Origin of the sequence: Rubritalea marina DSM 17716 (assembly GCF_000378105.1) — a bacterium.
In the GTDB taxonomy this organism is placed as follows: Bacteria; Verrucomicrobiota; Verrucomicrobiia; order Verrucomicrobiales; family Akkermansiaceae; genus Rubritalea; species Rubritalea marina.
Window position 1 is genome coordinate 24236 of the sequence record NZ_KB899263.1, and the last position, 26331, is coordinate 50566.

Here is a 26331-nt window from a genome sequence, read left to right on the forward strand (position 1 = left end):
ACTGGTGTGCTGCTGTGCTGTTGCTGAGGAATTAAAAAGTGATGCATAGCTTATCACTAAAGGGCTACAGCTTACTTGTCCACCTCTAAAAAAGGTGTTTCACTTTACTATGATACCTTGAATTTCAATATATCCATTAGATCTGATATCACTTCACGATAGACCCAATTCACACACTGTTAATATATTACAAAAAGTTAAGAGCTTCGAATTTTGTTGCATTTGCTGCACCTTTATTAAATCATGTTCAAATGACCACACTAGGTGAGACTAGCAAAAAGCCATCGCTCCTTCATCCATGGGTTGAGGATATTGAGCATTCGAGGGAATTGGATAGAAATCAAAAGCAGCACCATGGTTTTTTGATTGGATGGTTAGAATCATGGCGCATTAGCCAGCGATTAGAGGCAGGAAGAGAGACCTGTAAGCTATTTTGGCAGGTTCAGGTGCTCGCGAAAAAGAGGCAGGATTGGCAGCTATCCCAATGGGCTGAGGCGATTCGTTGGTATTTGGAGTGGTTGCAGATTTGTAGGCGCACGCATAAAGAAACTGCAAGTATCCCGGAAAGAATGGCCAATGCTGTGCATCATTTGGGTTCAAGAAGGGGGCTGGCACTATCGACACGAAGAACCTACGCAGGCTGGGTCAGCCGCTTTGGCATGACTCTGGAGCATGCTAAGGACGCTCAAAATCCAGCTCTAGCACGCCAATGGCTAGCTGACATCGTCAATAAAACTCAGGTGAGCTTTTCCACCCAAAAACAGGCACTTAATGCTCTAGCTTTCTTTTACAAAGAGGTGTGTGGAATGGAAGAAGTGGATCTAGGTGTGCGAATGCATAAACGTAGTCGGCATGTTCCTACAGTTCTTTCTGTATCTGAGCTGATGCACCTCATTGCAAAGGTCGAGCCTAAGTACCGCTTGAAGGCTCGCTTGCAATACGGTGCGGGATTACGCGTGGCTGAGCTGCTGCAGCTGCGTGTGAAGGATGTTGATCTGGAGCGTCGGCAGCTCACCGTGAGGATGGGAAAAGGAGCACGCGATAGAGTAACAGTGATACCAGAGTGCTTGGTAGGGGAACTACAAGGGCAATTAGAGCGCTGTAGGAAGCTCTACGACGAAGATCGGGAGCGGCATGCGGAAGGAGTAGAGATGCCCCCCGCATTGGCGCGAAAAATGCCATGTGCAGCCAAAAGTTGGTCATGGTTTTGGTTATTTCCAGCAAAGGCTGAATCACGAGATCCTGGATCTGGGCTCGTGCGTCGTCACCATGTGCATCCAGGAGTGTATGGCAAGCATGTCAAACGAGCAGTAGTGGCGGCTGGAATCAAAAAACGGGTGACGACTCATGTGCTGAGGCATTCTTTCGCGACTCACCTAGTAGAGGCTGGGAGTGACTTACGGACCGTCCAGGATTTACTCGGACATGCAGATGTGAAGACGACTGAAATCTACACGCATGTGGCCACTGGAACGAATGGCAAAGGTGTGCGCAGCCCATTGGATACAGTCAACATACGAAGTGGTTGATCCACGATGTCTAGCTCCTCAGAGGCTGGTGCCCAAACATGGGCTAGCGCCTCTGAAAGTAGGATGTCAGTCGCCCAGCAGCATCCCATGGATCCCCCCCTCAGTCAGTCATGTACTCTTGCTTACCAGCCGCACTTCACCGCAAGGATCGCGTTGAGCCCAGTGCCATTCACACCTGATCCGTGCACGCGGTAGTCTGCGTCGCTAAGGTTCTCAAGCGCGAGTGTGAGCAAAAGGTTCTCGCGTGCCTGCCAGCCGCCGCGCACTGAGCCGATCATGTAGCCCGGCGTTCCATTCGTGGGGATGCGTTGGTCATCCCCGAGGTCACGCTGCGAAAGCTTGTCCTGCGTCGCGGCACCTGTCGACTCCGCCTCAAGCCAGAAGGCTCCGCCCGGGTGCGCCCAGCGCACGCGTACCGAGCCCATCAATGGCGCAAGGCGAGATACCGTGTCCTCGACAATCGGGCCACCGACCACCGCCTGCGATTTTTGCTTCCCATCTTGATAGGTCAAATTGCCGAAGAGCTGCCATTGGCTAGCAAAGCGCCAAGCCACGTCCCCTTCCAAGCCCCAGATGTAGCCGTCCTCGCCATTGAGCTGGCGCAGGAAGTCCGTGCCGTCGATCGTCTGCTCTGCCGCCGTGATTGGGTCTTGGATCAAGGTGTAGAAGGAGGCGACGCCGTAGCTCAAGTCCGCCGTGCCCGCCTTGGTGCCTAGCTCAAAGCTCACCACCTTCTCTGCTTCGAGATCGGAGGATCCAATCACCTCGTCGGACGAACGCGACACTGTGGAGCCCGTGAGATCTGCAAGATTCGGGGCTCGGAAGCCCTGAGAAACCCCAGCGTAGATGCTATGCACCTCAGTGAGTTCATAATTGCTTCGTAAGCTCAAGGAAAGGTCTGACCAATTGCCACCACCGGATTCGTCTTGGCCCAAGTTGCGATTCCACGCACGTTCCCAAGAAGCATCAAAGTAACTCGCGCGAGCACCAAGCTCGATCGCCAACTTCTCTACCGGCTTCCAGTTGTAGCGTGCGAAGGCTCCCAAAGAGGAATAGTCAGCTCCATCAGCCACCGGACGGCGGCTCGGGTCGCTGGCATCCGAGGAAACCATGTCGTGATAGAAATCTGCCCCGTAGAGTAAGTCGCCCGGCCCTAGCTCTCCCCCAGCCTGGAAGGTGAGCCCTAGGGTGTCGACGGATGACGCCCCCCAGCGCGGGTCGCTGCGGCGCTCTGAATCTTTGCTGTTCTGATAAGAAACTGTGGCTTCCCAGCTGGAGAGCATGTTCTGCGATTCCTTACCACGGATCCTCAAGTACGCCAATGCGCGCTCTTGATCGTAGATGCGGTAATCGAGCGTGCCCGGTTGGGTCACGTGATCGCCGTGCACCCAGCCCGGATTCTGCGTCGTGCTATGCCAGCGCGAAATGTCGTCTTGATTGAGGTACTGAAAGGCGGCTTCCAACTCGGTGCGCTCACTCAGTGCGTAGTTAAATTTTAAATCCACATTCTGCTCAGGGTAGCCAGTGTTGGTCATCCGCCCAAAGTAGCTATCGCGGATATCGCCGTAGTTCTTCAAGGTCGCGCCGAGGCTCAAGCCCCACACGCCGCCCTCACCCACGCGTTGTTCCAGTCGCCCAACGTGGCTCTGGCTATTCGTATCAAATTTGTAGTACACCGACCCGTCTGCATAATTGCCTTTGTGATCCTGGTAGCCAGTTCCCTTGCTCAAGAGGTTCAGCGTGCCCCCCAAGGAATCCGAACCATACATCACCGACCCCGGGCCCTTCACCAACTCCATACGATCCACAGCATGCACATCCAAAGTATTCCAATACTGCACCGGACCACTGCGCCAAGTCGAATTGTTCATGCGGATGCCATCCACTAAAAGCAGGTTTTGACGGCCGGTGAAACCACGCACAAAGGGGCTACCGTGACCATGCGTCGTCTTCTGAATAAGCACACCTGAAATGTCCTTCAAGGCCTCGGGTACCGTGCGCGTCATGCGCTCCTCGATGTCTTCACTTGTCACAGTCTCCACAGCATAGGGCACGTCCAACTCGCTTTGTTCAGAGCGTGTAGCCGTTACCACTGTTGGCTCCAAGAAGTCTTCCGCATGCAGTCCCGTGATACCCAATGCGCCCAGTGTGAGCACGAGTGCCTCTTGCTTTCTGTGTAGTCTTTTCATGGCTTCATCTTCACCCATAGCACAAACTCTCAAGGCCTCTTCCTGAGACATCAAAACATGAATAGGCTTTTAATTGCGAATAGATCTCAATAGCAATATAGCGCGGCTGGCAAGGGAGAAATGTGACCACCCTGTCACAATCGCACATTCTATCAAAAATAGAGATGCGAGCAAACCTGCTGTGACACTCACAGGATTACAATCCTCCATCTGAATTGTATTCGCTAGGATAGCTAGAATCTGATAGATACATAGCGTGACCAAGATCCCGATCATCTTTATGCAGATCTCTTCAGCCATCGGCATGGTAGGGGGCCTTGCCATCCTTACATTTATCCTTATTGCTGTGATGTACAATGGCCACGTCAGTCGCCGCAATGCAGCCGACAACGCTCTATCAGCCATCGATGTTCAGCTCAAGAAGCGCTGGAACCTCATCCCCCAACTTGTGGCTACAGCGAAAGGCTACGCCGCCCACGAAAAAGCGGTATTCGAACGAGTCACCATGGCGCGCAGCGAGGCGAGGCATGCAAGGGACTGGAACCAACGCGCCCTCGCCGAAGGCCAAATCAGCACCGAAATTCCGAGCATCGTCGCCCTCGCCGAGGCGTATCCAGAGCTCAAAGCTGATCAACAATTCATGAATCTCCAGCGCAATCTTACCGAGATTGAAAGCCAGATCTCCGCAGCGCGCCGCGCCTTCAATTCCGCCACCACAGCCTACAACGACGGCGTCCAGATGTTCCCTAGCAACATCATTGCTGGAGTCTTCGGCTTCAAGGCACGCGACCTCTACGCCATCGATGCCATCGAAACCTCTGTGCCGCAGGTCAAGTAATCGCCCGCCTCACGCATCATCCATTTTCTATCATGATTCTCACCGACGAAATCAAACAAGAGCTTGCGCCCTGCATGAACGAGCTCGAGTCCATCCGTCACGAAGCCAATGCCACAGCGAGCAAGGGACGCCAGATTCAAGGTGTTGTCGCCCTGATTGGGGTGGGAGTCGCTCTCGCCAGCTTTCTAAGTAAGAGCCCACAGGCGATGGCCGTGGCTATTAGCGCCGCAGTCGTGACCATCGTCATCAGCATGTGCATCGAGCATTACTACGTCACCAAACCTCGGAAGCATTTTGCCACAAACTTCAAGAGCCGCATCTTCACCAAGCTAGTTTCCACCCTACTGCCCGGCTTCCGCTATGATCCCTTCCACGGCATCTCCAAGCAACAATTCAGAGCCTCGGGCTTGATCAACTCGCGCATCGACCGCTACCACAGCGAGGACTTCTTTGATGGCAAGGTCGGTGCCACCGAACTCAGCTTTGCCGAGTGCAAGGCCGAGCGTAAAGAGACCCGTACCGACAGCAAAGGCAGAACCCGCACCACCTGGGTCACGGTCTTCGATGGTATCTACCTCGAGGCCGACTTCCACAAACACTTCAGCACCCGCGTCACCGTCATGCCAGACTTCGCCGAACGTACCTTCGGCTGGCTCGGCAAGAAAATGCAAGCGCTCGGTGGCAAGGTCGTGCACCTCGAAGACCCGGAATTTGAAAAGCACTTCGTGGTTCGCGGCGATGACCCGATCGAAACCCGCTACATCCTCACCCCCGCGATGATGCAACGGATCCTCGAACTCAAATCTAAGTTCGGTAGTAAGGTCATGCTCAGCTTCCAACACTCAAAACTCATCCTCATGATAGAAAGTGATAGAAATTGGTTTGAGCCCGATCACAAGAGCAATGGCATCCCATGGCAACGCCTCGAATCCTTCCTCAGCGAGCTCCGACTCATCACCTCCACCGTGGAAGACCTCGACCTCAACACCCGCATCTGGACCAAGGAGTAGGCCTAAAGCATGAACATTCCTATAGACATCCAAGCGTTCATCCAGCAGCGGCTGGATCAGCTTGAAAAGAAACGCCTCTCCATCCTCAAGTTGGAGAAGCGCGCCACCATCGAGCAAACCGTCGCCTTCACCGTCTTTACCCCCTTGTTCGTTTGGTTGCTACAATCGCCAGAGAGACAAACGAAGCGGATTGAAGTGCTCGCCATGGGCATTCTCTTCCTTGCTTGGTTGATTCGGATTCGCGAGTTACTGATCCGCCGCCCACGCATCGCATTCGCGAAGTCCTACAAAGACTCAACGGTAGGCTTCATCCTGCAGCAACTCTACCCCGGCCTGAATCATGAAGCCCACAAAGGCATTCCTTTTGAGCGCTTCCAATCCACTGGCTTGATCAAATCTGAGATCACCCAGTACTCCTCTGAGGACCTCATCCGCGGTTCCATCGATAGCATGCAAATCGCCATCGGAGAGGTCAATGTCCACTCGGGCCAAATCGATAGCACCACGGTTGAATTCCTCAGGTCTAGCAAGTTCTTCTATGGCATCTATCTAGAAATCGAAATCCCACAAAGCATCGAACACAAGATCACCGTGGCACCCCGTGAAATGCAAGGCTACTTGGGCTGGAATGACCATCACATCTATCCCAGTGAGAAAGAAGTGAAAGGCTTCCAACAGCAGCGCTTTAATAAGGCCTATGTCGTGCGCAGTGGCGGCCCGGAAGAGACTCACCGGGTGCTCACTCCAGCACTCCAAGACCAGATCCTTTCTCTCAGAAAGAAGATAGGAAAGTCACTCATGCTCTGCTTCCAACAATCCAAAGTCGTCGTCATCTTCGAGATCAATCAACCATGGTTTGAGCCCAGCATCCGCAGACCTTGCAATGACTTTGCGGCGGTTCAACACTTTGCCGATGACATCGCTCTGTGCCTTGAGGTGGTGGATTCTTTTAACCGCAAAGAAGCTATTCGTAATGAAGTCTAGGCCTTGTCACCCACGGTGGACATCACGTCCAAGTAGTTTCGGAGGCGCTCTTGAAGTTCTGGACTGAAGGACTCTAGATCTTCTTCTAGCAACATTTCATGATTCAACATCACAGCCATCGTCACATCCATGGAGGAACGGCGGATGTCATCCAGACAACGCTGCAGCACCTTTTTCTCTTCCCCCATCTGAGCGTGTGTGTCCCAAAATTGCTCGGTGGGTGACTTGTTGGTATCTGTCAGAGTTGCCAGCAGCTCACGGTTCTTCTTCTCAAGGTAACGCTCACGTAGAGTGCCCGTCATATCGCGCAATGCACGCCAGTCTGATTCTTTTCTGTCCATCAATGCTTAGTCATAGCACAAGACCCTCGCTATTCCTATCCACATTTGTACCAGGCCTTCGCCTACGCATGGAAAAAATCGCCGCGGGCTAGTGCCTTTGTCAAAGCATCTATGACTCCACAATCTTGCCGTCTGCTGTCTCTTGCTTCAGGCGTAACTGCCCACAAGCAGCATCGATGTCATGGCCCTTCTCGATGCGCAAGGTCGTGGTGACTCCATTTGCGCGAACGATGTCGCGGAACTTATAACAATGCTCCTCAGTAGGGCGCACCCACTCCAGCCCCTCCACCGTGTTGTAGGGAATCAGGTTCACCAGAGCGCCGAGCGCCTTGGCGCGTTTCGCCAGAATCTTTGCCTGCGCGAGATCATCATTGATCCCTTGGATGAGAATGTATTCGAAGGTGATGCGCTTCTTCGACTTTGATTTGTAGTAGTGCAGCGCCTCAAAGAGCTCGTCGATCTTCCACTTCGAGTTCACCGGCATGATCTTGTCGCGAGTGTCATTGGTAGCCCCGTGCAATGAGATGGCCAAGCGGATCTGCTGCGGACGATCTGCCAGCTTTTTGATCATTGGCGCGAGGCCTGAGGTGGAGATCGTGATGTGGCGCGCTCCAATGTTCATCCCCCATGGCGCGGTGATGATGTCGAGTGCGTGGTTGAGGTTCTTAAAGTTGGCCAATGGCTCTCCCATCCCCATGAAGACGATGTTGTTGATCTTGCGTCCAGAATGCTTTTCCACCGCCATCAACTGGCCCACAATCTCATCGGCACTGAGGTTGCGCGTGAACCCATCTAGCCCAGAGGCACAAAACTTGCAGCCATAGGCGCAGCCTACCTGTGAAGAAACACAGGCGGTGTGCCGATCAGAGCGCTCCCCATACAAGGCCGGTGAGGCAGGGATCAACACCGTCTCGACATAGCGGCCGTCGTGAAGCTTAAACAAATACTTACGCGTCGTGTCTTCAGAACCCTGCACCCGCGCCAGCTCCAGCGGACTCATCCGGAAGTTCTCTTTCAAGGTGTCGCGCAATGCAGCCGGCAGATTGAGCATCTCATCCACCTTTTCAGCACGGTGGGTGTAGATCCACTCAAGCGCTTGCTTCACACGATAGGCTGGCTGTCCGTGCTCATCATTGAGCAATTTTGTTAGATCATCGGCGGTGTATCCGAGGAGGCTAGGTAGTGCTTTTGGGATCGGGCTCACGGTCGTGTTGTCTCAACTGCTGTCAAATTGTCGAGCAAATCCTACAGGATTAGCAATGAATTAGAGCAAAATTGTAACTTCAGCCTTGGACAATGGACAGCTCTAGTTTTCACTCACCCGCAGATATGAAAATTTTAGTCGTAGGTAAAGGTGGGCGCGAGCACGCGCTTCTTACAGCATTCAACGAGTCTCCTACCGAGACCGAACTCTTCAGCTTCCCAGGCAGCGATGCCATCGCCGAAATCGCAACATTGGTCAAGGTCGACGGACTCGAGCCACTCATCGAGTGGATGAAGTCCAACGACATCGACCTCTGTGTCGCCGGCGAAGAAAGCTACCTCGTCACTGGCGAAGGCCTTGCCAACCTCTGTGAAAAAGAAGGCATCCCCTGTTGGGGCCCTCACTTCCAGTCTGCTCAACTCGAAGCATCCAAGGAATTTGCCAAGGAATTCATGCTCCGCCACGAGATCCCAACCGGTGCCGCCACCGGATGTGCCGACATCGATGAAGCACGCGCCGCCATCAATGGCCAGTACCCAACCGTGCTCAAGTTCGACGGCCTCGCTGCCGGCAAAGGCGTCGCCGTCTGCCCAGACGAAGCCACTGCCGAAGAATTTCTCAATGAAGTCCTCGTCGAGCGTCGCTTCGGCGATGGTCGTCTCCTCGTAGAAGAATGCCTCATCGGCCCAGAAGTTTCCGTCTTCGCAGCCGTGGTCGACGACAAATACCTCATCTTCACTCCAGCCCGCGACTACAAGCGCGCTGAAGATGGCGACCTGGGCCCGAACACCGGAGGCATGGGAGCCGTGGCATCACGCCAGCTCGTCAGCCAAGAACTCCTCAGCCAGATCGAACAAAAAATCGTCAAGCCCACAGTCGATGGACTCGTGAAAGACAATCTCCCCTACCGTGGCTTCATCTACTTCGGTCTCATGATCACCGAAGCTGGACCAAAAATCATCGAATACAACTGCCGCTTCGGCGACCCAGAATGCCAGGCCGTCATGCCTATCGTCGGCGGCGACCTCGCGCAGTTCTGCTTCGACGGCGCCAAAGGTGAGCTCAGCTCAGACCTCCTGAGCTTCAGCGAAGGATGGTCGGTCTGCCTCGTGCGCGCCTCTGCGGGCTACCCAGAGACCTCGCGCTCCGGCGATGTCATCACTGGGTTCGACCAAGTAGAAGGCGCCCGCGTCTACCACGCTGGCACCCGCAAAAATGCCGACGGCCAATGGGAAACCAATGGCGGCCGCGTACTCGCGGTTGTTGCTGGTGGCGATGACCGCCCGTCCGCCGTCCAAGCCGCCTACGCTCAGCTCGAGAAAGTCACCTTCCCAGGCATGCAAAGCCGCACCGACATCGGTACCTTCAACTTTTAAAGGAGTAGATAGTAGGCAGTAGAAAGGGCGCAAGCGCTCTGCGAAGCTACTCCTCGACTCAACAAGCATCACCAAAGCGAGCCCCTCATAGGGCTCGCTTTTTTGTTCCTTAGCCAAGCATTGCTCCTAGATCAAAAATGCCCCCCACCACAGGGCGTTGTGCTAGACGCAGCCCCCAACGTGGTCTCAGTACCCAAAAAAAGGCCGGCACCACATGCGTGACACCGACCTGATTGATCAAAAATCTTTCGAAGCGCTTAGCCCAAAAGCGTGCTGCGCGAGTAGAGTGAGACCACCGGAATTCCGCGGGATTCGATCGCTGGACGACCACCTTCTTCGCGATCTACAAGAACCAAGGCAAAGGCGACTTTACCACCCGCAGCCTCGATCGCATCGATTGCTTTGAGGGTCGATCCACCCGTGGTGATCACATCATCAACGACAACAACCTGGTCACCATCCTTGAAATTGCCTTCAATTTGCTTGCCGCGTCCGTGGCCTTTAGGCTCCTTGCGAATATTAAAAACCTGAATCATCTCCTCTGGGTGCTCCATCGCAGATGTCATGCCCACCGCCAATGAAATTGGATCAGCGCCCATCGTCATGCCACCAATGGCATCAATGTCGAGCCCTTCAGCCTGAATCCGCTCGCGTACTGCAGCCCAACCAAGCTTGCCAATCAAGCCCGCGCCGACTGGGTCGAGCGCTGTCACCCTACAGTCAATATACAAGTCAGATTTCGCGCCAGATGCTAAGGTGAATTCACCTGTACGCACCGACTTAGCCAACAAAACCTCCTTCAAAGAATCGTAAATCTCGGACATGGCGACACCATCTACAGATTCCCATACTTTGTAAATCCCATATCAAATCCATCCTATAATTAACTGGACAGTTTTTCTTGGATGCTGGGTAAAAACTCTCCAATCTACCTCTAACGTTTTTATCAACAAATGACTAAGGTATTACTGATAGGAGGCACCGGCTGTGTTGGCACCGCAACTGCCTACGCACTGAATAGATTAGAGCCTTCAGCTGAGATCTTTATTCTCTCACGCAAAGCCTCCAACGCAAATAGCTCTAAAAAATACCAATACGTGGTAGGAGATATCCTTGATCCTGAATCCTTGATCAAGGTGCTCGAAGAACACAAAATCACCCACGTCATGCACAGCGCCGCGCTGCGCACCAAGGAATGCTCAGACAACCCAAGCTTAGCCTTTGAGGTCAATGTCAAGGGCACCCAAAATGTCATCGACGCCATCAAGGCGGTGGGTGGGATTGAACGCCTGGTCTTCACCAGTACAGCGGCAGTCTACGCCGTGAGCGATAGCCCGAGTTTCATGACCAAAGAAGCAGCACGCAAAGCCCTTCTCAACCCATACACCGCTACCAAGTTAGCCGCTGAAGCCCTGCTTGAAGGCAATGCCTACCACGCCAAGCAACCCACAACAATCTTACGCCCGCAAATCATCTATGGCCCACACCGCCTCTCGGAAGGCTCCACCGCTGGCGTCACAGCGGCGATCCTCGCAGCCAAGAAAGGAAAAAAATACACCATTCCCTTCGGTGGCACCACAGGATTCCATTACTCAGCTGATGTCGGCCTCGCCCATGCGCTGGCTCTGATGATCGATAATGCCGACTTTGCGTGCTACAACCTCGTGGCCGAATCACTCTCAGTCGCTGACATCTGCTACGAAATCAACCGCTACCACGGCAAGGAACTCGTCGACCACATCGAAAAACCATACCCATTCCAGGCCGGGATCGATAGCAGCAGCTTCGAACAAGCATTCCCGAACTTCAAACAAACCACCTTCAGAAAAGCCGTCGAAATCATGTCCGCCGACTAAACGACGAGATAAACGTATCGATCTACCGGCAAAATGGGAATAAAACCCAGATCGGCACCTCTTAAGGGTAGTACGTTTGTTCTCATTGAACTCAACATCCATTTTGGTCAGCTAGCTGACTAAGTACTGCTCTCCAACTGGGAGGATTGTGGGGGCAGTACACCCACTTTTTGACACAGCATTTTTCATTAAATGCTGTGTTTTTTTATTGCCTAGCCTCAAAAAAAATTCAGACGAACAGACCCCATTCAATGACATCAAACACACCTCATTGATTTAAACTGAGCCACCAAAGCGCTATTCAACACGATAGATCCTCAACGCATTTCCAGCATGATAATTTAAACATACATTCGCATAGGCGCAATTCCACAGAATAACGCAAGCCATATAACTACTCTACCTTAAGTTATCAGTTGCATTTTTAAACATTGCCCATAGCTTGCGCCGCCAAAGATTTTCTATCCTTCGGGAATAATTTATAGCTATTGATACTCAAAAGGTATGAAAGGTGTATGCTTCAGCGCTCGATCATTGACTAAACCACATCATCGTGTACGGGAAGCCTAACCAAAGAAATATCACAAACGATAATCAATTTCCCTGTATGCAATCCGTCTTCCACAATCTAACATTGATATGCCTCTGCCTCCTGGGCCTTGGCTCAATGGACATGGCACGTGGAGCATCGCTCGATCTCAGTGACTTAGAGCTCTTCAACCCCGACACCATCGACGACAGTGGTAGCCAATCGCTGAATGCGACAACTGGCACCTTGACCTTCGACTTAAGTGATCTCACGTACAGTTACAATGATGGGAGTGGAACGACGATTGCAGGCTCTGGTCTCACTGTCTCCACTAGTGCTGGCACCTACTCTACGTTTGTTTTCGATGATTTCGCAGTCGGTTCCAACGTCGACATCGTTGTAGAGAGCAATTCCTTCTTGGGTCTCTTTGGAGATCAGCAACAATTGGCGATTGTCTCAAAAGCGGACATCAACCTAAACAGTGACATCGCACTGAACTCACCTTACCTCAACGATCAAAATGGAGGAATTGCACTTGTCGCCGGTGATTCGGTCACTATCAACGCAACCATCACAACGGACGGTTTAGAATCCTTTGGAAACATTGATGGCCGCGATGCTGGATCCATCGCAATTGCAGCTCCAAACATGGATCTAGAAAATGCAATCATCTCTGCAGTTGGCGGGGATGATGTCTCGGATGCTGGCGCCGGCAACGGAGGTTCCGTCTCTATCTATTCGGATAGCCCACTAGACAACCTCCCAGTCATTGAAACGGGAGATCTCGATGGTACTGATGGAATAGACCAAGATCCCAACCTTGTATTCGAAAACAATCCCGCCAACGTACCGGACTACGTGACCAGCGTGCCAGAGCCGAGTAGCGCCAGCTTGCTAGCGCTCTCACTGATCGGTGCCCTTTGTCACCGTAATCGCCGCCGCAGCAGCCAGCCACAAGACCTCACTGCGTAAAAAAGGTGACCATCTGCGGCCACCTTCTCCAATGCTGCGTGTGCTAGATAAACTTACTTGCGCATGAATGGTGGGAGATCGAGATCTTCTCCATCGACCACATAAGGATCTTCGCCTTCAAACTTACCTTTCTTGGCCCCGTCCAGCTTGAGTTCAGCCTGTGACCCAGAAGCCTCTGAAGCCCCACTGGGTGCTGCCACATCGTTCTTAAATTCTTCGAACATCAAAGCGTCATCATCCATCGTGGTGTCCGATGCGCTTGTTTCTTCGCGTTCAGGCTCAGTTACCTCCTCTGGCGCGTCGTCATCGATGGACATGAGTGCGCCATCATCCTCTGGGGTCTCAATCACCTCTGGGGTCTCAAGCTCAGAATTGTCACTTGTTTCGGCGTCATTATCGGAATCCTCTTCTAGATCCTCTTCCATCTCCGCCACTAAATCTTCAGCCTCTTCGGTAATTTCCTGCGCAATCGACTTCACTTCCTGCTCCTCAGGGTACTCCTCGATCACGTCCTCAACTCCTTCTTCAGTATGGTCCAGAGCCACGGCGTCCTCGCTACGATCCTCCTCTTCCGCCTCAAAATCTGCGATCACTGGGAGAGCCGAAGTCTCGACAACTGGAGATTCATCCACATCGTCATCCTCCACCTCAGAGCCTTCTGGAAGCGCACTCAAAATCGTCACACTCAAGCTATCACCCATCTCCGCATCAACAGCGGCACCAAAAAGGATGTGAGCATTCTCTGGCACATTTTTGCTAAGTTCGCGCATCAGCAACTCAACCTCATACAAGGTCATGCCCTCACCACCACAAATGTGAATCAAGGCGGAGCTTGCTTGTTTCAACAACTTTCCCTTGTCGAGAAGCGGGCTGGAGAGCGCATTCTTAAGCGCCGCATGACTACGATTCTCGCCAGAAGCGATCCCTGAGCCAAAGAGGCAACGCGAGCGAGAAACGTCAAGCGCCTTGATCAAATCATCAAGACCCACGTTGATCAATCCAGGACGCACCACAAGGCGAGTCACCGCCTTGATGCTCTCGGAAATCATCCGATCTGCAGCGGCAAAAGCCTCGTGAATCCCTTGCGCAGCAAGTACCATCTCACCCATCTTGCTATTCTCAAAGGTAACTAACGCATTCGAAATCACAGAAAGCTCATTCAAGGCCGACTCCGCTTGATCACGGCGACGCTTGCCTTCAAAGGCAAACGGCATCGTCGCAAACACCACCACAAAAGCTCCAAGCTCGCGTGCAATTCGCGCCACCACTGGAGCCGCACCAGAGCCAGTACCACCACCGAGTCCCACACAGATAAACACCATGTGATGCTCACGAAGCGCATCGCTAATCTCTTGCTCGTGCACCCCTGCTGCCTTCGCACCAAGCTCTGGATCACCACCACATCCCAAACCCATCGTCAGCTTGGCTCCCAATTGAATCTTCTCCGATGCCACCGAGCTGCTTAACGAACGAGAATCACAGGTCAAAGCCAAGAGCTCCACCCCCTGCATCCCATCCAACATGACGCGGTCGATCATGTTTAGGCCGGCACCACCCACACCCACAATTTTAACCTGAGAGTTGGGGATTGTTTGTTGCTTATCTCTTTGGAATTCAATCATGTCTGGTAGGTATTAAAAAAACTTAAGGTATCTTTACTATCTATACCTAACAAATACCAGAGCTAATTGAGCTAGATCGCGGGAATCAGTCGCAGACCTTGCGCAGGTATTCGAAGCTGTAGATTCCAGTATTGTGGCCGTCAGCCCAATGAAACGCTACGGCATAGCCGCCAATGACTTCATACCGTAGCAGATCGAAGCTATTCTCGGCGTAGGTCACCTCAGGCTTCACCACGCGCCCCAGAGCATCGGGCTCCCCCTGGCAATTGGCACACGGGCAAGCACGACGCAAGGTCTCAAAATTGACGTAGCTTTCGAGCCCATCACTCCAAGCGATCGCAAGTTCAGTACCAATGGCAGCAATATGTTCAAGACGCAGCATGGTGACTATGCTTGATGCTAGGAATGACTTTGACAACACTGAATTCTCACGCATCGGGCGATTGCCAGACTGGCTCAATATCCGCGTCATAGCCCTGCATCACCGAGCGGATCAAGGCCCGCCCACTCTGCTCCTCATCGTAGAGTACGAAATCCACACCAGCACGCTGCAACGGCGCCACCTGTGATCCAAAATTAGCACGTGCGTAGACTCTCAGATCATGGCTCAACTCGCGCGCCACCTTCAATGACTTCATTGCCACAGTATCGTTGGCAAAGGTGTAGGCAATTGCCTGAGCATGGCGGATACGAGCAAGCAGCAACAACTCCATGTCCTGCACATCACCGAAGAGACAACACACACCCTCGCGCTGCAATCGCTTCACCGTCTCAGGATTCATCTCGACCACCAAGCAATCGATATTCGCCAGTTGCAAATTCTCGTAAAGGTTGCGCCCCACGGGACCAAACCCGCAGATAATCACGTGTTCATTCATCTCCCTGATATGCCCGCTCATGCCCAAGGTGTGATTCTCAGGCACCGTGCGCCCACCGCGTGTCCAGCGGTAATAAGCCTTTGCCCAGCCCAGGCTATACTTCATCAGCACCGGCACCAATCCCATCGTCAACGCACTGCTCACCAAGATCACCTGAGCCACCTCATCCGGTAGCGCTTCAAAATCCTGCGCACGTGCCAGCAGCACGATCGAAAACTCCCCAGTACTGCAGAGCGCAGCCGCCGTCACCATCCAGTTGCCCCGACGCAGCCCAGAAAGCTTCGCCGCCCATGCCACAATGAGAGCCTTCACCACCAATACGAAGGCCGAAAATAACAGCACCTCCACCCACAGATCCATCAATACCCCAAGGTCAATCAAGAGCCCCACCGACACAAAGAAAACCGTCAAAAACAAATCCTTGAAAGGTAGAATGTCTGAAAGCACCCGGTGTGAATAAATCGACTCACTCACCACCACACCTGCCGCAAATGCTCCAAGCGCCGGGCTCAAGCCCAGTAAGCCACTGGCCAATGCAACCGCCGCACACAGCCCGATCACCGTCAGGGTGAACAACTCGCGACTGCGCGTACGCGCCACCGCATCCAGCATTTCAGGGAAACCCTTACGACTCAGCAAAATGATTGATAGCGTGAACAACAGCCCTTTAACCAATGCCGCTCCGAGCCCGGTCTCTCCAGAACTTTGACTCACTATCGGCGGAATCAATACCATGAAGAGGATCGCACCGAGATCCTGGAAGATGGCCATCCCCAGCGCCGTGCGCGCCTGCGGGCTCTCCGGCATCCCCAAATCCTCAAAACTCTTCATACTCACCGCAGTCGACGACAACGCCAACACAAAACCAAGCAATAAACCCAAACTCCAAGAGTCCAGATACCAAGCACCCACCAAAAATCCAACCAACACACACATTGCCACCTGCACCCCACCACCTACGAAGATCGGCATCCGTAGCGCCTTCATTTCCTTCAGAGAAAACTCAATCCCCAATGTGAACAACAACAACACCACCCCAATCTCTGCAAGCGCATCAATCGCCCCCACATCCTCAAGTCCCAGAACCCCCAAGAGCCCAGAATTATTGATCAAAATCCCACACAAAAAGTACCCAACCAACAACGATTGCTTGGCTCGCACCAAAAACAACGACACCAAAACCACTGCCAGCAACACAATGGTCAATAACACAAAAAAAGGTGGGATCTCAGATCCTGCAGCCAAGAGGGAAAACATCTCACTGAGACTAACAAAATGCCTCAGCCCGTCAAGGAACCACGAGCAATCGAGCAAAGTCGCCTGCTATCGAGCTCGCCCCAGCAGCGACTAATCCATTTCCAGTCGGTAACGCGGGATCGAGGAATCGACCTCCTGACTCCAGCGATCAATCCCTCCAATGATGCCCCTTGTGCCTTTCAGGCCGTGGCCTTGGAACCAAGCGCAGGTATCCAGCACTTTGGAGCCATTGTGATCGTACAGAATGATTGGATCGTTTTCTTTGGCGCTGCCGAAGAGCTCCTGCTGCCGCTCCTGGGTCATGAACTCTGAACCGCCAATCATTACCGCTTCATGCTCTTCGCGAGTGCGCACGTCAAGGAATACAAAGTCTTTGCCTTGCTCGATCCATTGCTGCACCTCACCCGCTTCAACAAGCATCGCGGCATCAACCTCGTGGCTCTTTAGAATGTGCTCCACCGCCTCTGCCACCACGATTTCGTTGCGAACGCAGACCTCGGCCAATGTCTCGTCATCGCGGTAAGCACAAGAACTGCAACCACCAATATGGTATTTGGCGAAAAGTGCACGCTTGGCGCCGGGATATGCCGCCAAAAGCGCGGACATTGCTGTGGATGGATCAAGATCTGCCATGAGGACCGCAATGTAATCGCATCTGCCACCATTTTCCACTGTTTCTTCTAGCTGAATTATGCCTACAACTAGAAACGATGAGCACAAGGCCCGAAGATCAATACGAAGAACCAAAGATTTACCTTCTTCCCAACCTGATGACTGCGGGGAACCTGTGCTGCGGATTCTTTGCCGTGCTCACCATCTTCAATGGCATGCAGCACGATGAATTCTCCGAAGCCTACAAGTACTACCAACAGGCCATCATGCTCATCTTCGGCTCCTGCATCTTCGATTTACTCGACGGCCGGCTCGCCCGACTCGGCGGCCAAGAATCTCCCTTCGGACAAGAATTTGATTCCATTGCCGACGTCGTTTCCTTCGGCATGGCGCCCGCGCTTCTCGTATCCAAGGCCGTGCTTTTCCCACTCTCTGAGCAACTCGGCGACTTCAAACTCGGTTGGGCCATTGCCTTCATCTACCTGCTTTGCGGAGCCATGCGCCTGGCGCGTTTCAACTGCCTCGCCAACATGCCGAAAAAACCCAACGATAACATGGACTTCCGCGGCATCCCGATACCGATGGCAGCAGGCTTCATCGCCTCGATCACATTCCTCATCATTCACCTCTACCGCAGCCCGACCAACAACGACCCCGACCTCGGCGCTTGGAACTACGTGCTCGCAGCCACCATGCTTGGGCTATCGGCCTTGATGCTATCCAACGTCCGCTACCCCAGCTTCAAAAAAGTCGACTGGCGCACCAAGGGCTCACTATGGGGCGTGGTCATCGGCGCGATCTTCTTCATGCTCCTACTCAACGAACAGACCCGTTGGTACACCCCCACCCTCATCTTCACCCTCTACCTCATCTACGGACTCGCCCGCCCCTTCTTGTCCAAGCGCCTACAAAAGCGCCTCGAGGAAACCGTCGAAAAATAAGCAGCCGTCCTAGCTCCCACCACCCATGCGCCACAAGCTAAACACCCTCCTCACCCTCAGCATCCTCCTCTGCGGAGCCCTCAGCGCCATCGCCCAAAGCTACGCTCCCAGCAACGCACAGCCTCCCGCCTTCCCGCGCGAATTCCGCGCCGCCTGGATCACCACCGTCTACAACATCGACTGGCCCAGCAAACGCGGCCTCAGCGCCAGCTCCCAGAAGCGCGAGCTCCTCGCTATCCTCGACAAAGCAGCACAGCTCAAACTCAATGCCGTGATCTTCCAAGTCCGCCCGAATGCCGATGCGGTCTACAAATCCAGCCTCGAGCCCTGGAGTTACTGGCTCACAGGCACCATGGGCAAATCCCCCGGCTACGATCCTCTGGCCTTCTGCATCGAGGAAGCGCACAAGCGCGGCATCGAAGTCCATGCTTGGTTCAATCCCTTCCGCGCCCTGCCAAACAAGTCACTACCCACCGCCAGTAACCACGTCAGCCGCACCCACGCGCGCCACGTCGTCACCTACAAGAATTACAAGTGGCTCAACCCAGCATCAGCATTCAGCCGAGACCGCGCCCTGCGCGTCATCCTCGACGTGGTCAAGCGCTACGACATCGACGGTGTCCACCTCGACGACTATTTCTACCCATACCCGACCGTTGTCAAAGGCAAGGCCTCTCCGCGATTCCCCGATGGCAAAAGCAATGCCCAGCGCCGCGCCTACGTAGACCAATTTGTCAGCGACCTCTACCGCAAGGTGAAATCTACCAAGCCCTGGGTCCGCGTCGGCATCAGCCCCTTTGGCATCTGGCGACCCGGCGTGCCTAGCTCAATAGAAGCAGGCATCGACGCCTACGATCACCTCTGTGCCGACTCCCGCAAGTGGCTTCAAAAGGGGTGGGTCGACTACCTAGCACCGCAGCTCTACTGGCAAATCTCACCGCGCAAGCAATCCTACACCACACTTCTCGAGTGGTGGCGCCAGCAAGGCAGCCGCCCCGTCTGGCCAGGCATCGCCACCGCACGCATCAAAAGCGACAAAGATCCTTCACGACGCTCATCCGAAATTATCAAACAAGTCAATTACAGCCGCAGCATTGGACGCAATTGGGCAGGCGCCATCCATTGGAGTATGAAGTCACTCATGCAAAACCGCGACGGCATCTCCACCAAGCTTCAGTCCACTACCTACGCCACACCCGCGCTTGTGCCACCCATGCCCTGGATCTCCAAACGCAGCCCAGCCACTCCAGAATTCAGCGCACGCAACAATGGCGGTTCCGTCGACCTCAAGATCGGCAATGCCGCCCGAGGCACCCGCTTCGCAATCCAAGCACGCTACAACAATAAATGGTACTCGATTGCCACCGTCCCACACCGCAACCCCCGTATCAAAGGCAAGCCCAGCGCCATCGCCGTCACCAGCGTCGATCGCTACGGCAATGCTAGCAAACCGCGTGTGCTCGCACGGCGCTAGCCATCACACTCGCAATACACCAGGCAGCCTGCCTCCTATGAAAATTCTCTGGTCTCTAGCATCCTAAGTGCTAGATTTCACCCGTAACGTCGAAGTCAATGTCCTTCATCCTGCCCCATTGAACGACACGGAAAAGATAGAACAATAACCATGAAATTATACCTATTCATCGCCGCACTCCTCACCAATCTACTCGTTGCCGAAGCTGAGCCAGTACGCGTACTCCTCATCACTGGGCAGAACAACCACGATTGGAAAGAAGTCGACCCACACATCATCAAGTCGCTAGAAGAAACCGGCCGGTTTAAAGTCGAAGTTACCGAATCATCGGAAAAGTTCCCTCCTGCACGTCTCCAAGAATTTGATGTACTCCTCAGCAATTGGAATCTCCTCAAGCAAGGCAAGAACCTCTACCCAGAGTTCGGCTGGTCTCCAGAAATGAAGGAAGCCTACATCAACTTTGTCAAAGATGGTGGTGGCCACGTTTCTATCCACGCCGGTTCCTCCTCCTACTGGGGCTGGAAAGAATACCAAGAACTCTCGATCGCCACCTGGAGCAAAGGCACCCACCACGGCCCACACCACAGCTTCGAAGTGCGCATGGACAAGCCAGAACACCCAGTCACCAAAGGACTCAGCAACTTCAAAAAATGGGATGAACTCTGGGAAAGCATCCACGTCACCGACAAAAATGCCAAAGTCATCACCTCAAACTTCTCCTCCAAAGAATCTGGTGGCGAAGGGATCTGGGAGCCCAGCACCCTCGTGTCACAATACGGCAAAGGCCGCACCGCATACACCAGCCTAGGTCACGCAGGCAAAGCATTCGACAGCAAGGATTTCCGAGTCCTCTTCGCCCGCCTCGTCGAGTGGGCTGGCACTGGAGAGGTCACCATCCCAGCCCCAGCGAAATAAAGGCTACCGATCGACTGCAAACACGCCAAGAGCCGCTGGACACAGTGGCTCTTTTTTTGTGCCCATACCATGCGCCACAGGTAGTGCAAGGTAGAGACGCATAGCCTTATGCGTCCGTGGAACGTTTCCCAGCAAGCACGCCTTTAGGTATCACGCGGGTATGTGGGGACTGTGCAGGGGACACATGCCCCTACCAATGTTCTCATCCTCAACACAAAAAAAGCCCGCCATTGCTGGCGAGCTTCTTTATAATGCATTTCTTGAAAGAAATGGCATCCCGTAGGGGATTCGAACCCCTATTGCCGCCGTGAAAGGGCGGAGTCCTAACCATTAGACGAACGGGACACTGAATGGTTAGCGCTGAGCGCGGGCACAAAGAACCACATCCCCCCCAGCCGCGCAAGTACTTTTTCTTATTTTTTCACGAGTTTTTTCATAGCCCCACAGTGCTAACAAAGAAACAGCCTCGCAGCCCTTTATTCACAAGCGACTTACACTCCACACCAATAAAAAAAGTCCTGTCGCCGATAGAATTCATCTGAATCGAGGAGCAGCGAGATTGACTCAAAACAACAAAACAAACACCCCTTTATGCCCATCAGTGGCTAGTGCTCATGACTCAGGTCGCGGCCCCTGAGTTGGTGGTCTGCCGAAAGCGCTCCTTCATCCACCAAACCCAGCGCAACAGCCTCCTCCATTGGCACTGGCTTCGCTTGGCATTGCTCCTGCCATCCTGGGAAATTCCACCGATTCGGAAACCCCTTACACTGAAATGGCTTCACCGACTGAATCTTGCACCCGCCATTCTCCAGCATGATGCATTCGTGGTTCTCACGCTCGATCAAAGAAAGGCCGCTACGATTGGTCCGCAATCGCGTGAACCGCTGAATAAAGTCATCCACCTCCATGTCCAAAAACGCAGCAATCGCATCAATTTCATTCTCCTCCACACGGACATCTCCTGGCCATTTACAGCAGGCCAAACAACGGTCGCATTGGTACCAGGTATCCTTCATCCCCTCAGCCATCGCATAGATTCTCCTGAATGGAAAGGCTCGATCACAAGCCCAAGAACTGCACCCCAAGCACCACAATTAGCGGCATCGTCACCACACTCACTATCGTGGTTGCTACCACCACCTGCACCGCCACCTCCGGGCGCCCCCCATAATGCTTTGCCAGCACAATGGGAAACATCGCAGCCGGCATCGCAGCCTGCACCACCACCACCTTCTTCAACTCTTCTGGCACCGGGATCAACCACACCGATAGAATCATCAACACGGGCAACACCGCCAAGCGCAGCAACACCGCACCTGCGCCCACCAACCAATCAAAGCGTTCCTTTCGCAACAACTCAACCAAACCCGCCCCAATCACAATCAATGCCACAGGAATCGCAGGCGCCCCAAGCATTTCCAATGATCCCATCACCGGCGCAGTAAACAAGTAATCCAAGCCCAACAAGTTCACCAATAAACCAAAAAACACCGCAATCACTGGTGGCTTCATCACCAATTGCCAGGTAAATTTCTTATCCCCACGCATCATTGCCACCCCCACAGTCCACATCGCAAGCTCCACCCCCACATTGTAAGTGAACAACACTCCCAACAACTCCCGATCATTGAATATCGACAGTAGCAATGGCACCCCCATGTATCCGTAATTCTGGATACCAGCGGAAACCGCAAAGGTTCGTTTGCCATTACCGCGCTTCATTTTGCAAAGTCCCGCAAAGCCATAAGCCACCAGAACTGCCACTAACAAACTTAAAAATCCATATCCTACCAAGGTGCCCACCTCACGCAGGTCGCTCAGTGATTCGTTGCCAATGATATTAGCCAGTGTCAACGCAGGCATCAGCACCTTCACCACCATCTCCATCATCCCACGCTCCACTTCCTCGCGCAGCACATTGTACTTGCGAAGCAACACTCCCACACCAATCACCACAAACACCGGGATCAATGCATTCAGCACTAGCAAGGACTCACTCATCATCACTAGCTATGCTGCCAAACCACACATTATTCAAGCCCTATGAATAGCGGCCTCATCCAAGGGATGCGCTCATGCCTCAGAAATTGAAATTGTACAAAATAGTTGGATAAGGGTGGCAGCCGGAGCCGTATCAATACTCAATCCTAAGTGCATGAACCGCTCATTTATTCTAGGCAATGAGCTGAGCTTCTCGTATCTACATGATCGAATTGCTCCCTAAGCATAGACTGAATCATGAACCGTGTATTACTCCTCTTCTTTTTGAGCAGCTTATGGCTCAGCCCCACTGCATGGGCTCAACGCCTGCAGTATTCGCCAGAAAAGATGTCACTAAACGCCCTGGAACAGCGGCTCGAAGAGATTGATGAGCGGCTTAAGATGATCGCTCGGTATAGCCCACGTACAGGTGTCGGAGCAATTGGCTACCGCACCAAAATCAAGACCACCCCAGACTACCAAGAATGGGTCCGCATCGATCTAGGCGAAGTAAAACAACTCGAGGAACTGGTCTTGGTTCCAGTAATATGGCGGGATTTTGAAAGCGGATTTCTTTCAGATGCCTTCCCCGAAGAATTCACCGTTCGAATGGGGATCTCCGACACTGACGAAGGCGAACTTGTCGCTCACTACGATCGCTCGGATCGCATAGCCCCGCGAGTGGCACCTCTCATCATCCCGGTGCCCAAAGTGCGCGCCAAATGGATCCAGATTGAATTCAAATCCCTTGCCCTCTGGCGCAGGACGAACCAATACGCCATCCAGCTCTCTGAGATAGCTGCCTTTGACGCCACAGAGAACGTTGCTCTGCGCAGGCCAGTTAGCAACTCTGGAACACGACCAGATATCCCAGCGTGGAGGCCTGCATTCCTCACCGACGGCGCCACCCCGTACTTGATGAATATCCCACGCGGTAAAGGCACTGTGGCAAGCTCTAGCGAAGCAAAAAAATCACCACAAGAACATTTTGAGTTCATCATTGATCTCGAAGAAGCCCAGCCTGTTGATGGCCTCAACCTTCATGCTGTGGAGCAAAGTGACACGGCACCGCAATCATTTGCCGGTGACTTTGGCATTCCCCACCACTTTAGACTTGAGGGAGCCATGAGCGCAGATTTCTCGGATAGCAAGACCTTACTGGAGCTGCAGTTCGATTCTATTTTCGACAAAAGCACCATCATGATGTGGAACTTCCCTGAGCACCATTGCCGATACCTCAAACTCACCGTACTCGATTCCTTTGCCACACAGCTGAGACACGCTCAGCTCTATCGCGTAGGCTTTGCTGAGATAGAAATTACCTCCAAGGGAAAAAATGTCGCCTCCGGCAAACCAGTCACCGGAAACTTCTCCCTATCCGACCGCCAGCAGACATTCTCGCGCTATACCGACGGGCTCAACCTCTACGGTACCATTCTCCCAATGCGTGATTGGCTTCGTGAGCTTGCAGAACGTCACCAGCTCGAGGCTGAGCGACCAATCGTTTCCAAAGAAATTCAAGCCCGCTACACCAAGCAAAAAAAACTACTATGGATCACCATCTGTCTCACGGTACTTAGTGGGGCAGGTGTCGCAGTGGTTTTAATTTACACTAAGACACTGCGCACCCGTGAGGCAGCTAAAATCCGTGAACGGATTGCCGCAAACCTCCACGATGAACTAGGGGCGAACTTGCATGCGATTGGCCTACTTGGCGACATGGCTAAAAGGCTGGCAGACTCCCCCGAAGAGCTCAATGAAACCCTCGATCGCATTCGGGGAGTCACTGAGCGCACTGGCATCGCGGCGATCCACTGTGCCAATATGATGGAAGCTGAAGGAATCTGCGAAAACGTAGTCGATGAAATGCAGCGCGATGCTTCGCGCATACTCGTAGACTTGAAGCACAGCATGCATGTTGAGGGAGAATCTTTCCTTCAAAAGGTGACACGCCGCACCCAGATTGACCTCGTTCTCTTCTACAAAGAATGCCTCATCAACATCATTCGCCACTCAGGCGCTACCGAAGCTGCCACTGAGTTAAAAGCCACAACAAACGCCATTTCACTTGTAGTTGAAGATAATGGAAATGGATACGATGGCGGACTCTCGAAAGCACTCCAACGCCGTGCTCGCTTGCTCGGAGCCAAAGCCGAAATCGAAACATCAAGCCAAGGAGGCGTTCGAATCCGTCTGAGCCTCACCAAACTCAAACTCTAATCAATCAAATGCTAAAGCCGATCAAAGTCATGCTAGTGGAAGACAACCTAGAATACCGCAGCGTGCTCGAATTCGCCCTTGAGAAGGAACATGACATAGAGCTTTATGCTGCCTTCGGCACGGCTGAGATAGCCTTGAGGAAGCTTGCCGAATCAGACGCCTCTGAGCAACCAGACCTCATTCTGCTGGATTTAAATTTACCAGGCATGAATGGCCTCGTAGCGCTGCCTCAGATCCTCGAGTACCCCGCGGTCAAACAGGTCCTGGTACTATCCAACTCAAATCAAGAAGCGGATGTCGTAGCCGCCATCAGCATGGGAGCTGCTGGCTACTTGCTCAAGTCCTCCACGATCGACAGCATCCTGGGTGGGATTCGCTCGATCTCAGCGGGTGGCACCTTACTAGACTCGGCGGTGGCCAAGTACATCATTAGCCAGATCAAACCAAAAACCTCTCCAATTTATGAAAATGGAAGAGACGAGGTGCTCACAGATCGAGAAATCGAAGTCCTACGCCTTTTAGGCGACGGGATGGTGAAAAAAGAAATCAGTGACAGCCTAGGGATTAGCTACTACACCGTCGATTCACACGTGAGAAACATCTATAGAAAAATGCGTGTGCGCAATGCTGCTGAAGCCATCACCAAAGCATACGCCATCCGGTTGTTCTCAGCTGAATAACGCTGCCACACACAGCCTATGACGTGAACACGCTATAGACGAAAAGAGTGCAAAGTTTCTACGGTTCGAGGCTATGAAATATTCAGCCCTCGCAACAATGGCTTGTCTCTGCACAAGCGGGATCACTTCAGCTGCAACATACATTTGGAACGGCAATGCCAACGACCAAGACTGGCTTAACTCAGGGAATTGGGCCGGTGGCTCAGCGCCCTCCAGCCTATCATCTCCTACCGGACCTGATAATTTCGACACCATCATCTTCGATGGAAGCAACATGCCCACGGCAAACATCCCCAGCTTTAGCAGTGACCTTAGCACCAATGCTTCCAACCTCCAATTCAACAGCGGCGGCAGCTTTGCTTTGGATCTCTCTAGCAGCTTCGACGATGGACCTATTTCAAAAACTTCTCGAACATGGCTCACCGTTGGCGACGGTCTCGGACTAGCTGGCGATGTCACGGTCAACATAAACAATGCGAGTTACCTCCTCCGTCGCTACAAAGACACCACACTCAATTATCAGGTAAATGCAGACGGCATCTTAAATATCAACAGCGGCCTCACTCTCTACGGAGACAATAACAAGCACGTCACCTTCACCCTCAATGGAGGCTCCCTCATCTCCACCGGAAGTGTCGACGAACGCTTTGACATAGGCAACAACCTCACCAATAGTTACTTCCAATTTGATGCTGCTGGTAGCTCCTTCACAGCCAATTACGGCGGAGCGTACGCAAACTTCGCAAGCCTGCAGGCTGACACCAATAACAACCTGCGTGTGGGAGCCGGGCTAGCACTCGACTTCCAGGACAACGGAGCAAGCTTCACCGTCACTGCAACTGCCGTTCCAGAGCCATCCAGCCTGGCACTCGTCGGACTCAGTACCCTCACATTACTCACTCGACGCCGCCGCTAACACAAACA

At 53.0% G+C, this 26331-nt stretch carries 23 protein-coding genes and 1 tRNA gene; 13 read left to right on the forward strand and 11 right to left on the reverse strand.

What is annotated here, in order from left to right; all coding sequences use genetic code 11:
- The first annotated feature begins 362 nt into the window (after nucleotides 1-362).
- Nucleotides 363-1529, forward strand: a complete 1167-nt coding sequence (locus tag F454_RS0111840; protein ID WP_169334394.1) for an integron integrase — start codon at nucleotides 363-365, stop codon at nucleotides 1527-1529.
- Between the two features lie 122 nt (nucleotides 1530-1651).
- Here the strand turns inward: F454_RS0111840 and F454_RS0111845 are convergent, their stop codons facing one another.
- The gene (locus F454_RS0111845) at nucleotides 1652-3718 is read right to left on the reverse strand and encodes a TonB-dependent receptor plug domain-containing protein (protein ID WP_169334395.1); all 2067 of its coding nucleotides are present in this window, start codon (nucleotides 3716-3718) and stop codon (nucleotides 1652-1654) included.
- Nucleotides 3719-3974: 256 nt separating this feature from the next.
- On the opposite strand from F454_RS0111845, the gene F454_RS0111850 reads away from it, so the two are divergent.
- The 3 genes from F454_RS0111850 to F454_RS0111860 are packed head-to-tail and all read left to right on the forward strand — an operon-like array spanning nucleotide 3975 to nucleotide 6550.
- A complete protein-coding gene (locus F454_RS0111850) occupies nucleotides 3975-4556 on the forward strand; it encodes a LemA family protein (RefSeq protein ID WP_018970874.1) in 582 nt (193 codons plus the stop codon).
- Between the two features lie 32 nt (nucleotides 4557-4588).
- Nucleotides 4589-5566 carry a DUF3137 domain-containing protein gene (locus tag F454_RS15085; protein ID WP_018970875.1) on the forward strand — a complete coding sequence of 326 codons (978 nt, stop codon included), beginning with the start codon at nucleotides 4589-4591 and terminating at the stop codon, nucleotides 5564-5566.
- Between the two features lie 9 nt (nucleotides 5567-5575).
- Entirely contained in the window at nucleotides 5576-6550 is a 975-nt protein-coding gene (locus F454_RS0111860) for a DUF3137 domain-containing protein (protein WP_018970876.1), read from the forward strand.
- Here the strand turns inward: F454_RS0111860 and F454_RS0111865 are convergent.
- Nucleotides 6547-6891 (reverse strand): hypothetical protein, encoded by a 345-nt coding sequence (locus F454_RS0111865; RefSeq protein ID WP_018970877.1) that lies wholly within the window; start codon nucleotides 6889-6891, stop codon nucleotides 6547-6549. The genes F454_RS0111860 and F454_RS0111865 overlap by 4 nt on opposite strands.
- 109 nt (nucleotides 6892-7000) lie before the next feature.
- Nucleotides 7001-8095, reverse strand: a complete 1095-nt coding sequence (rlmN, locus tag F454_RS0111870; protein WP_018970878.1) for a dual-specificity RNA methyltransferase RlmN — start codon at nucleotides 8093-8095, stop codon at nucleotides 7001-7003.
- A gap of 125 nt (nucleotides 8096-8220) precedes the next feature.
- Here rlmN and purD point away from each other — a divergent pair, with 125 nt between their 5' ends.
- Complete coding sequence (gene purD / locus F454_RS0111875) at nucleotides 8221-9471, forward strand: phosphoribosylamine--glycine ligase (RefSeq protein WP_026292877.1); 1251 nt, start codon at nucleotides 8221-8223, stop codon at nucleotides 9469-9471.
- Between the two features lie 257 nt (nucleotides 9472-9728).
- Here purD and pyrE read toward each other — a convergent pair whose 3' ends face one another.
- Nucleotides 9729-10295, reverse strand: coding sequence for an orotate phosphoribosyltransferase (pyrE, locus tag F454_RS0111880; protein WP_018970880.1), 567 nt, complete (start codon nucleotides 10293-10295; stop codon nucleotides 9729-9731).
- A 129-nt stretch (nucleotides 10296-10424) separates the two neighbouring features.
- Between pyrE and F454_RS0111885 the strand changes: the two genes are divergently transcribed.
- Both F454_RS0111885 and F454_RS0111890 read left to right on the forward strand, forming a co-directional pair.
- Complete coding sequence (locus F454_RS0111885) at nucleotides 10425-11327, forward strand: NAD-dependent epimerase/dehydratase family protein (RefSeq protein WP_018970881.1); 903 nt, start codon at nucleotides 10425-10427, stop codon at nucleotides 11325-11327.
- A gap of 673 nt (nucleotides 11328-12000) precedes the next feature.
- Nucleotides 12001-12828, forward strand: a complete 828-nt coding sequence (locus F454_RS0111890) for a PEP-CTERM sorting domain-containing protein (protein ID WP_169334396.1) — start codon at nucleotides 12001-12003, stop codon at nucleotides 12826-12828.
- A gap of 53 nt (nucleotides 12829-12881) precedes the next feature.
- On the opposite strand, the gene F454_RS15925 is transcribed toward F454_RS0111890, so the two are convergent.
- From F454_RS15925 to F454_RS0111915, 4 genes are all read right to left on the reverse strand, one after another.
- Entirely contained in the window at nucleotides 12882-14450 is a 1569-nt protein-coding gene (locus tag F454_RS15925) for a cell division protein FtsZ (RefSeq protein ID WP_018970883.1), read from the reverse strand.
- Between the two features lie 85 nt (nucleotides 14451-14535).
- Complete coding sequence (locus F454_RS0111900) at nucleotides 14536-14886, reverse strand: gamma-butyrobetaine hydroxylase-like domain-containing protein (RefSeq protein ID WP_018970884.1); 351 nt, start codon at nucleotides 14884-14886, stop codon at nucleotides 14536-14538.
- Nucleotides 14879-16585 (reverse strand): cation:proton antiporter, encoded by a 1707-nt coding sequence (locus F454_RS16175; protein WP_083913013.1) that lies wholly within the window; start codon nucleotides 16583-16585, stop codon nucleotides 14879-14881. Before F454_RS16175 ends, F454_RS0111900 begins: the two co-directional genes overlap by 8 nt.
- Before the next feature lie 90 nt (nucleotides 16586-16675).
- Nucleotides 16676-17218, reverse strand: a complete 543-nt coding sequence (locus F454_RS0111915) for a rhodanese-like domain-containing protein (RefSeq protein ID WP_033367970.1) — start codon at nucleotides 17216-17218, stop codon at nucleotides 16676-16678.
- A gap of 77 nt (nucleotides 17219-17295) precedes the next feature.
- Here F454_RS0111915 and pssA point away from each other — a divergent pair, with 77 nt between their 5' ends.
- From pssA to F454_RS0111930, 3 genes are all read left to right on the forward strand, one after another.
- A complete protein-coding gene (gene pssA, locus F454_RS0111920; protein ID WP_018970888.1) occupies nucleotides 17296-18138 on the forward strand; it encodes a CDP-diacylglycerol--serine O-phosphatidyltransferase in 843 nt (280 codons plus the stop codon).
- Between the two features lie 25 nt (nucleotides 18139-18163).
- The gene (locus tag F454_RS0111925; RefSeq protein WP_018970889.1) at nucleotides 18164-19612 is read left to right on the forward strand and encodes a glycoside hydrolase family 10-like protein; all 1449 of its coding nucleotides are present in this window, start codon (nucleotides 18164-18166) and stop codon (nucleotides 19610-19612) included.
- A gap of 150 nt (nucleotides 19613-19762) precedes the next feature.
- Nucleotides 19763-20527: a ThuA domain-containing protein gene (locus F454_RS0111930; RefSeq protein WP_018970890.1), complete on the forward strand. Its 765-nt coding sequence runs from the start codon at nucleotides 19763-19765 to the stop codon at nucleotides 20525-20527.
- A 270-nt stretch (nucleotides 20528-20797) separates the two neighbouring features.
- Here F454_RS0111930 and F454_RS0111935 read toward each other — a convergent pair.
- The 3 genes from F454_RS0111935 to F454_RS0111945 form a co-directional block, all read right to left on the reverse strand.
- A tRNA-Glu gene (locus F454_RS0111935) sits at nucleotides 20798-20872 on the reverse strand.
- Between the two features lie 260 nt (nucleotides 20873-21132).
- Entirely contained in the window at nucleotides 21133-21555 is a 423-nt protein-coding gene (locus F454_RS0111940; RefSeq protein ID WP_018970891.1) for a YkgJ family cysteine cluster protein, read from the reverse strand.
- A gap of 31 nt (nucleotides 21556-21586) precedes the next feature.
- Nucleotides 21587-22531 carry an AEC family transporter gene (locus tag F454_RS0111945; RefSeq protein ID WP_018970892.1) on the reverse strand — a complete coding sequence of 315 codons (945 nt, stop codon included), beginning with the start codon at nucleotides 22529-22531 and terminating at the stop codon, nucleotides 21587-21589.
- Between the two features lie 234 nt (nucleotides 22532-22765).
- Here F454_RS0111945 and F454_RS15095 point away from each other — a divergent pair, with 234 nt between their 5' ends.
- From F454_RS15095 to F454_RS0111960, 3 genes are all read left to right on the forward strand, one after another.
- Nucleotides 22766-24727: a sensor histidine kinase gene (locus F454_RS15095; RefSeq protein WP_018970893.1), complete on the forward strand. Its 1962-nt coding sequence runs from the start codon at nucleotides 22766-22768 to the stop codon at nucleotides 24725-24727.
- A 29-nt stretch (nucleotides 24728-24756) separates the two neighbouring features.
- The gene (locus F454_RS0111955; protein WP_051083303.1) at nucleotides 24757-25407 is read left to right on the forward strand and encodes a LuxR C-terminal-related transcriptional regulator; all 651 of its coding nucleotides are present in this window, start codon (nucleotides 24757-24759) and stop codon (nucleotides 25405-25407) included.
- Between the two features lie 73 nt (nucleotides 25408-25480).
- Nucleotides 25481-26323, forward strand: a complete 843-nt coding sequence (locus F454_RS0111960) for a PEP-CTERM sorting domain-containing protein (RefSeq protein ID WP_083913014.1) — start codon at nucleotides 25481-25483, stop codon at nucleotides 26321-26323.
- Nucleotides 26324-26331: the final 8 nt, after the last annotated feature.

Bases quoted from the DNA above. Each gene is read 5' to 3' on its own strand.
- F454_RS0111845 (WP_169334395.1), bottom strand. From the start codon at position 3,718: ATGAAAAGACTACACAGAAAGCAAGAGGCACTCGTGCTCACACTGGGC.
- F454_RS15085 (WP_018970875.1), top strand. From the start codon at position 4,589: ATGATTCTCACCGACGAAATCAAACAAGAGCTTGCGCCCTGCATGAAC.
- F454_RS0111860 (WP_018970876.1), top strand. From the start codon at position 5,576: ATGAACATTCCTATAGACATCCAAGCGTTCATCCAGCAGCGGCTGGAT.
- F454_RS0111865 (WP_018970877.1), bottom strand. From the start codon at position 6,891: ATGGACAGAAAAGAATCAGACTGGCGTGCATTGCGCGATATGACGGGC.
- purD (WP_026292877.1), top strand. From the start codon at position 8,221: ATGAAAATTTTAGTCGTAGGTAAAGGTGGGCGCGAGCACGCGCTTCTT.
- pyrE (WP_018970880.1), bottom strand. From the start codon at position 10,295: ATGTCCGAGATTTACGATTCTTTGAAGGAGGTTTTGTTGGCTAAGTCG.
- F454_RS0111885 (WP_018970881.1), top strand. From the start codon at position 10,425: ATGACTAAGGTATTACTGATAGGAGGCACCGGCTGTGTTGGCACCGCA.
- F454_RS0111890 (WP_169334396.1), top strand. From the start codon at position 12,001: ATGGCACGTGGAGCATCGCTCGATCTCAGTGACTTAGAGCTCTTCAAC.
- F454_RS15925 (WP_018970883.1), bottom strand. From the start codon at position 14,450: ATGATTGAATTCCAAAGAGATAAGCAACAAACAATCCCCAACTCTCAG.
- F454_RS0111900 (WP_018970884.1), bottom strand. From the start codon at position 14,886: ATGCGTGAGAATTCAGTGTTGTCAAAGTCATTCCTAGCATCAAGCATA.
- F454_RS16175 (WP_083913013.1), bottom strand. From the start codon at position 16,585: ATGTTTTCCCTCTTGGCTGCAGGATCTGAGATCCCACCTTTTTTTGTG.
- F454_RS0111915 (WP_033367970.1), bottom strand. From the start codon at position 17,218: ATGGCAGATCTTGATCCATCCACAGCAATGTCCGCGCTTTTGGCGGCA.
- pssA (WP_018970888.1), top strand. From the start codon at position 17,296: ATGAGCACAAGGCCCGAAGATCAATACGAAGAACCAAAGATTTACCTT.
- F454_RS0111925 (WP_018970889.1), top strand. From the start codon at position 18,164: ATGCGCCACAAGCTAAACACCCTCCTCACCCTCAGCATCCTCCTCTGC.
- F454_RS0111930 (WP_018970890.1), top strand. From the start codon at position 19,763: ATGAAATTATACCTATTCATCGCCGCACTCCTCACCAATCTACTCGTT.
- F454_RS0111940 (WP_018970891.1), bottom strand. From the start codon at position 21,555: ATGGCTGAGGGGATGAAGGATACCTGGTACCAATGCGACCGTTGTTTG.
- F454_RS0111945 (WP_018970892.1), bottom strand. From the start codon at position 22,531: ATGATGAGTGAGTCCTTGCTAGTGCTGAATGCATTGATCCCGGTGTTT.
- F454_RS15095 (WP_018970893.1), top strand. From the start codon at position 22,766: ATGAACCGTGTATTACTCCTCTTCTTTTTGAGCAGCTTATGGCTCAGC.
- F454_RS0111955 (WP_051083303.1), top strand. From the start codon at position 24,757: ATGCTAGTGGAAGACAACCTAGAATACCGCAGCGTGCTCGAATTCGCC.
- F454_RS0111960 (WP_083913014.1), top strand. From the start codon at position 25,481: ATGAAATATTCAGCCCTCGCAACAATGGCTTGTCTCTGCACAAGCGGG.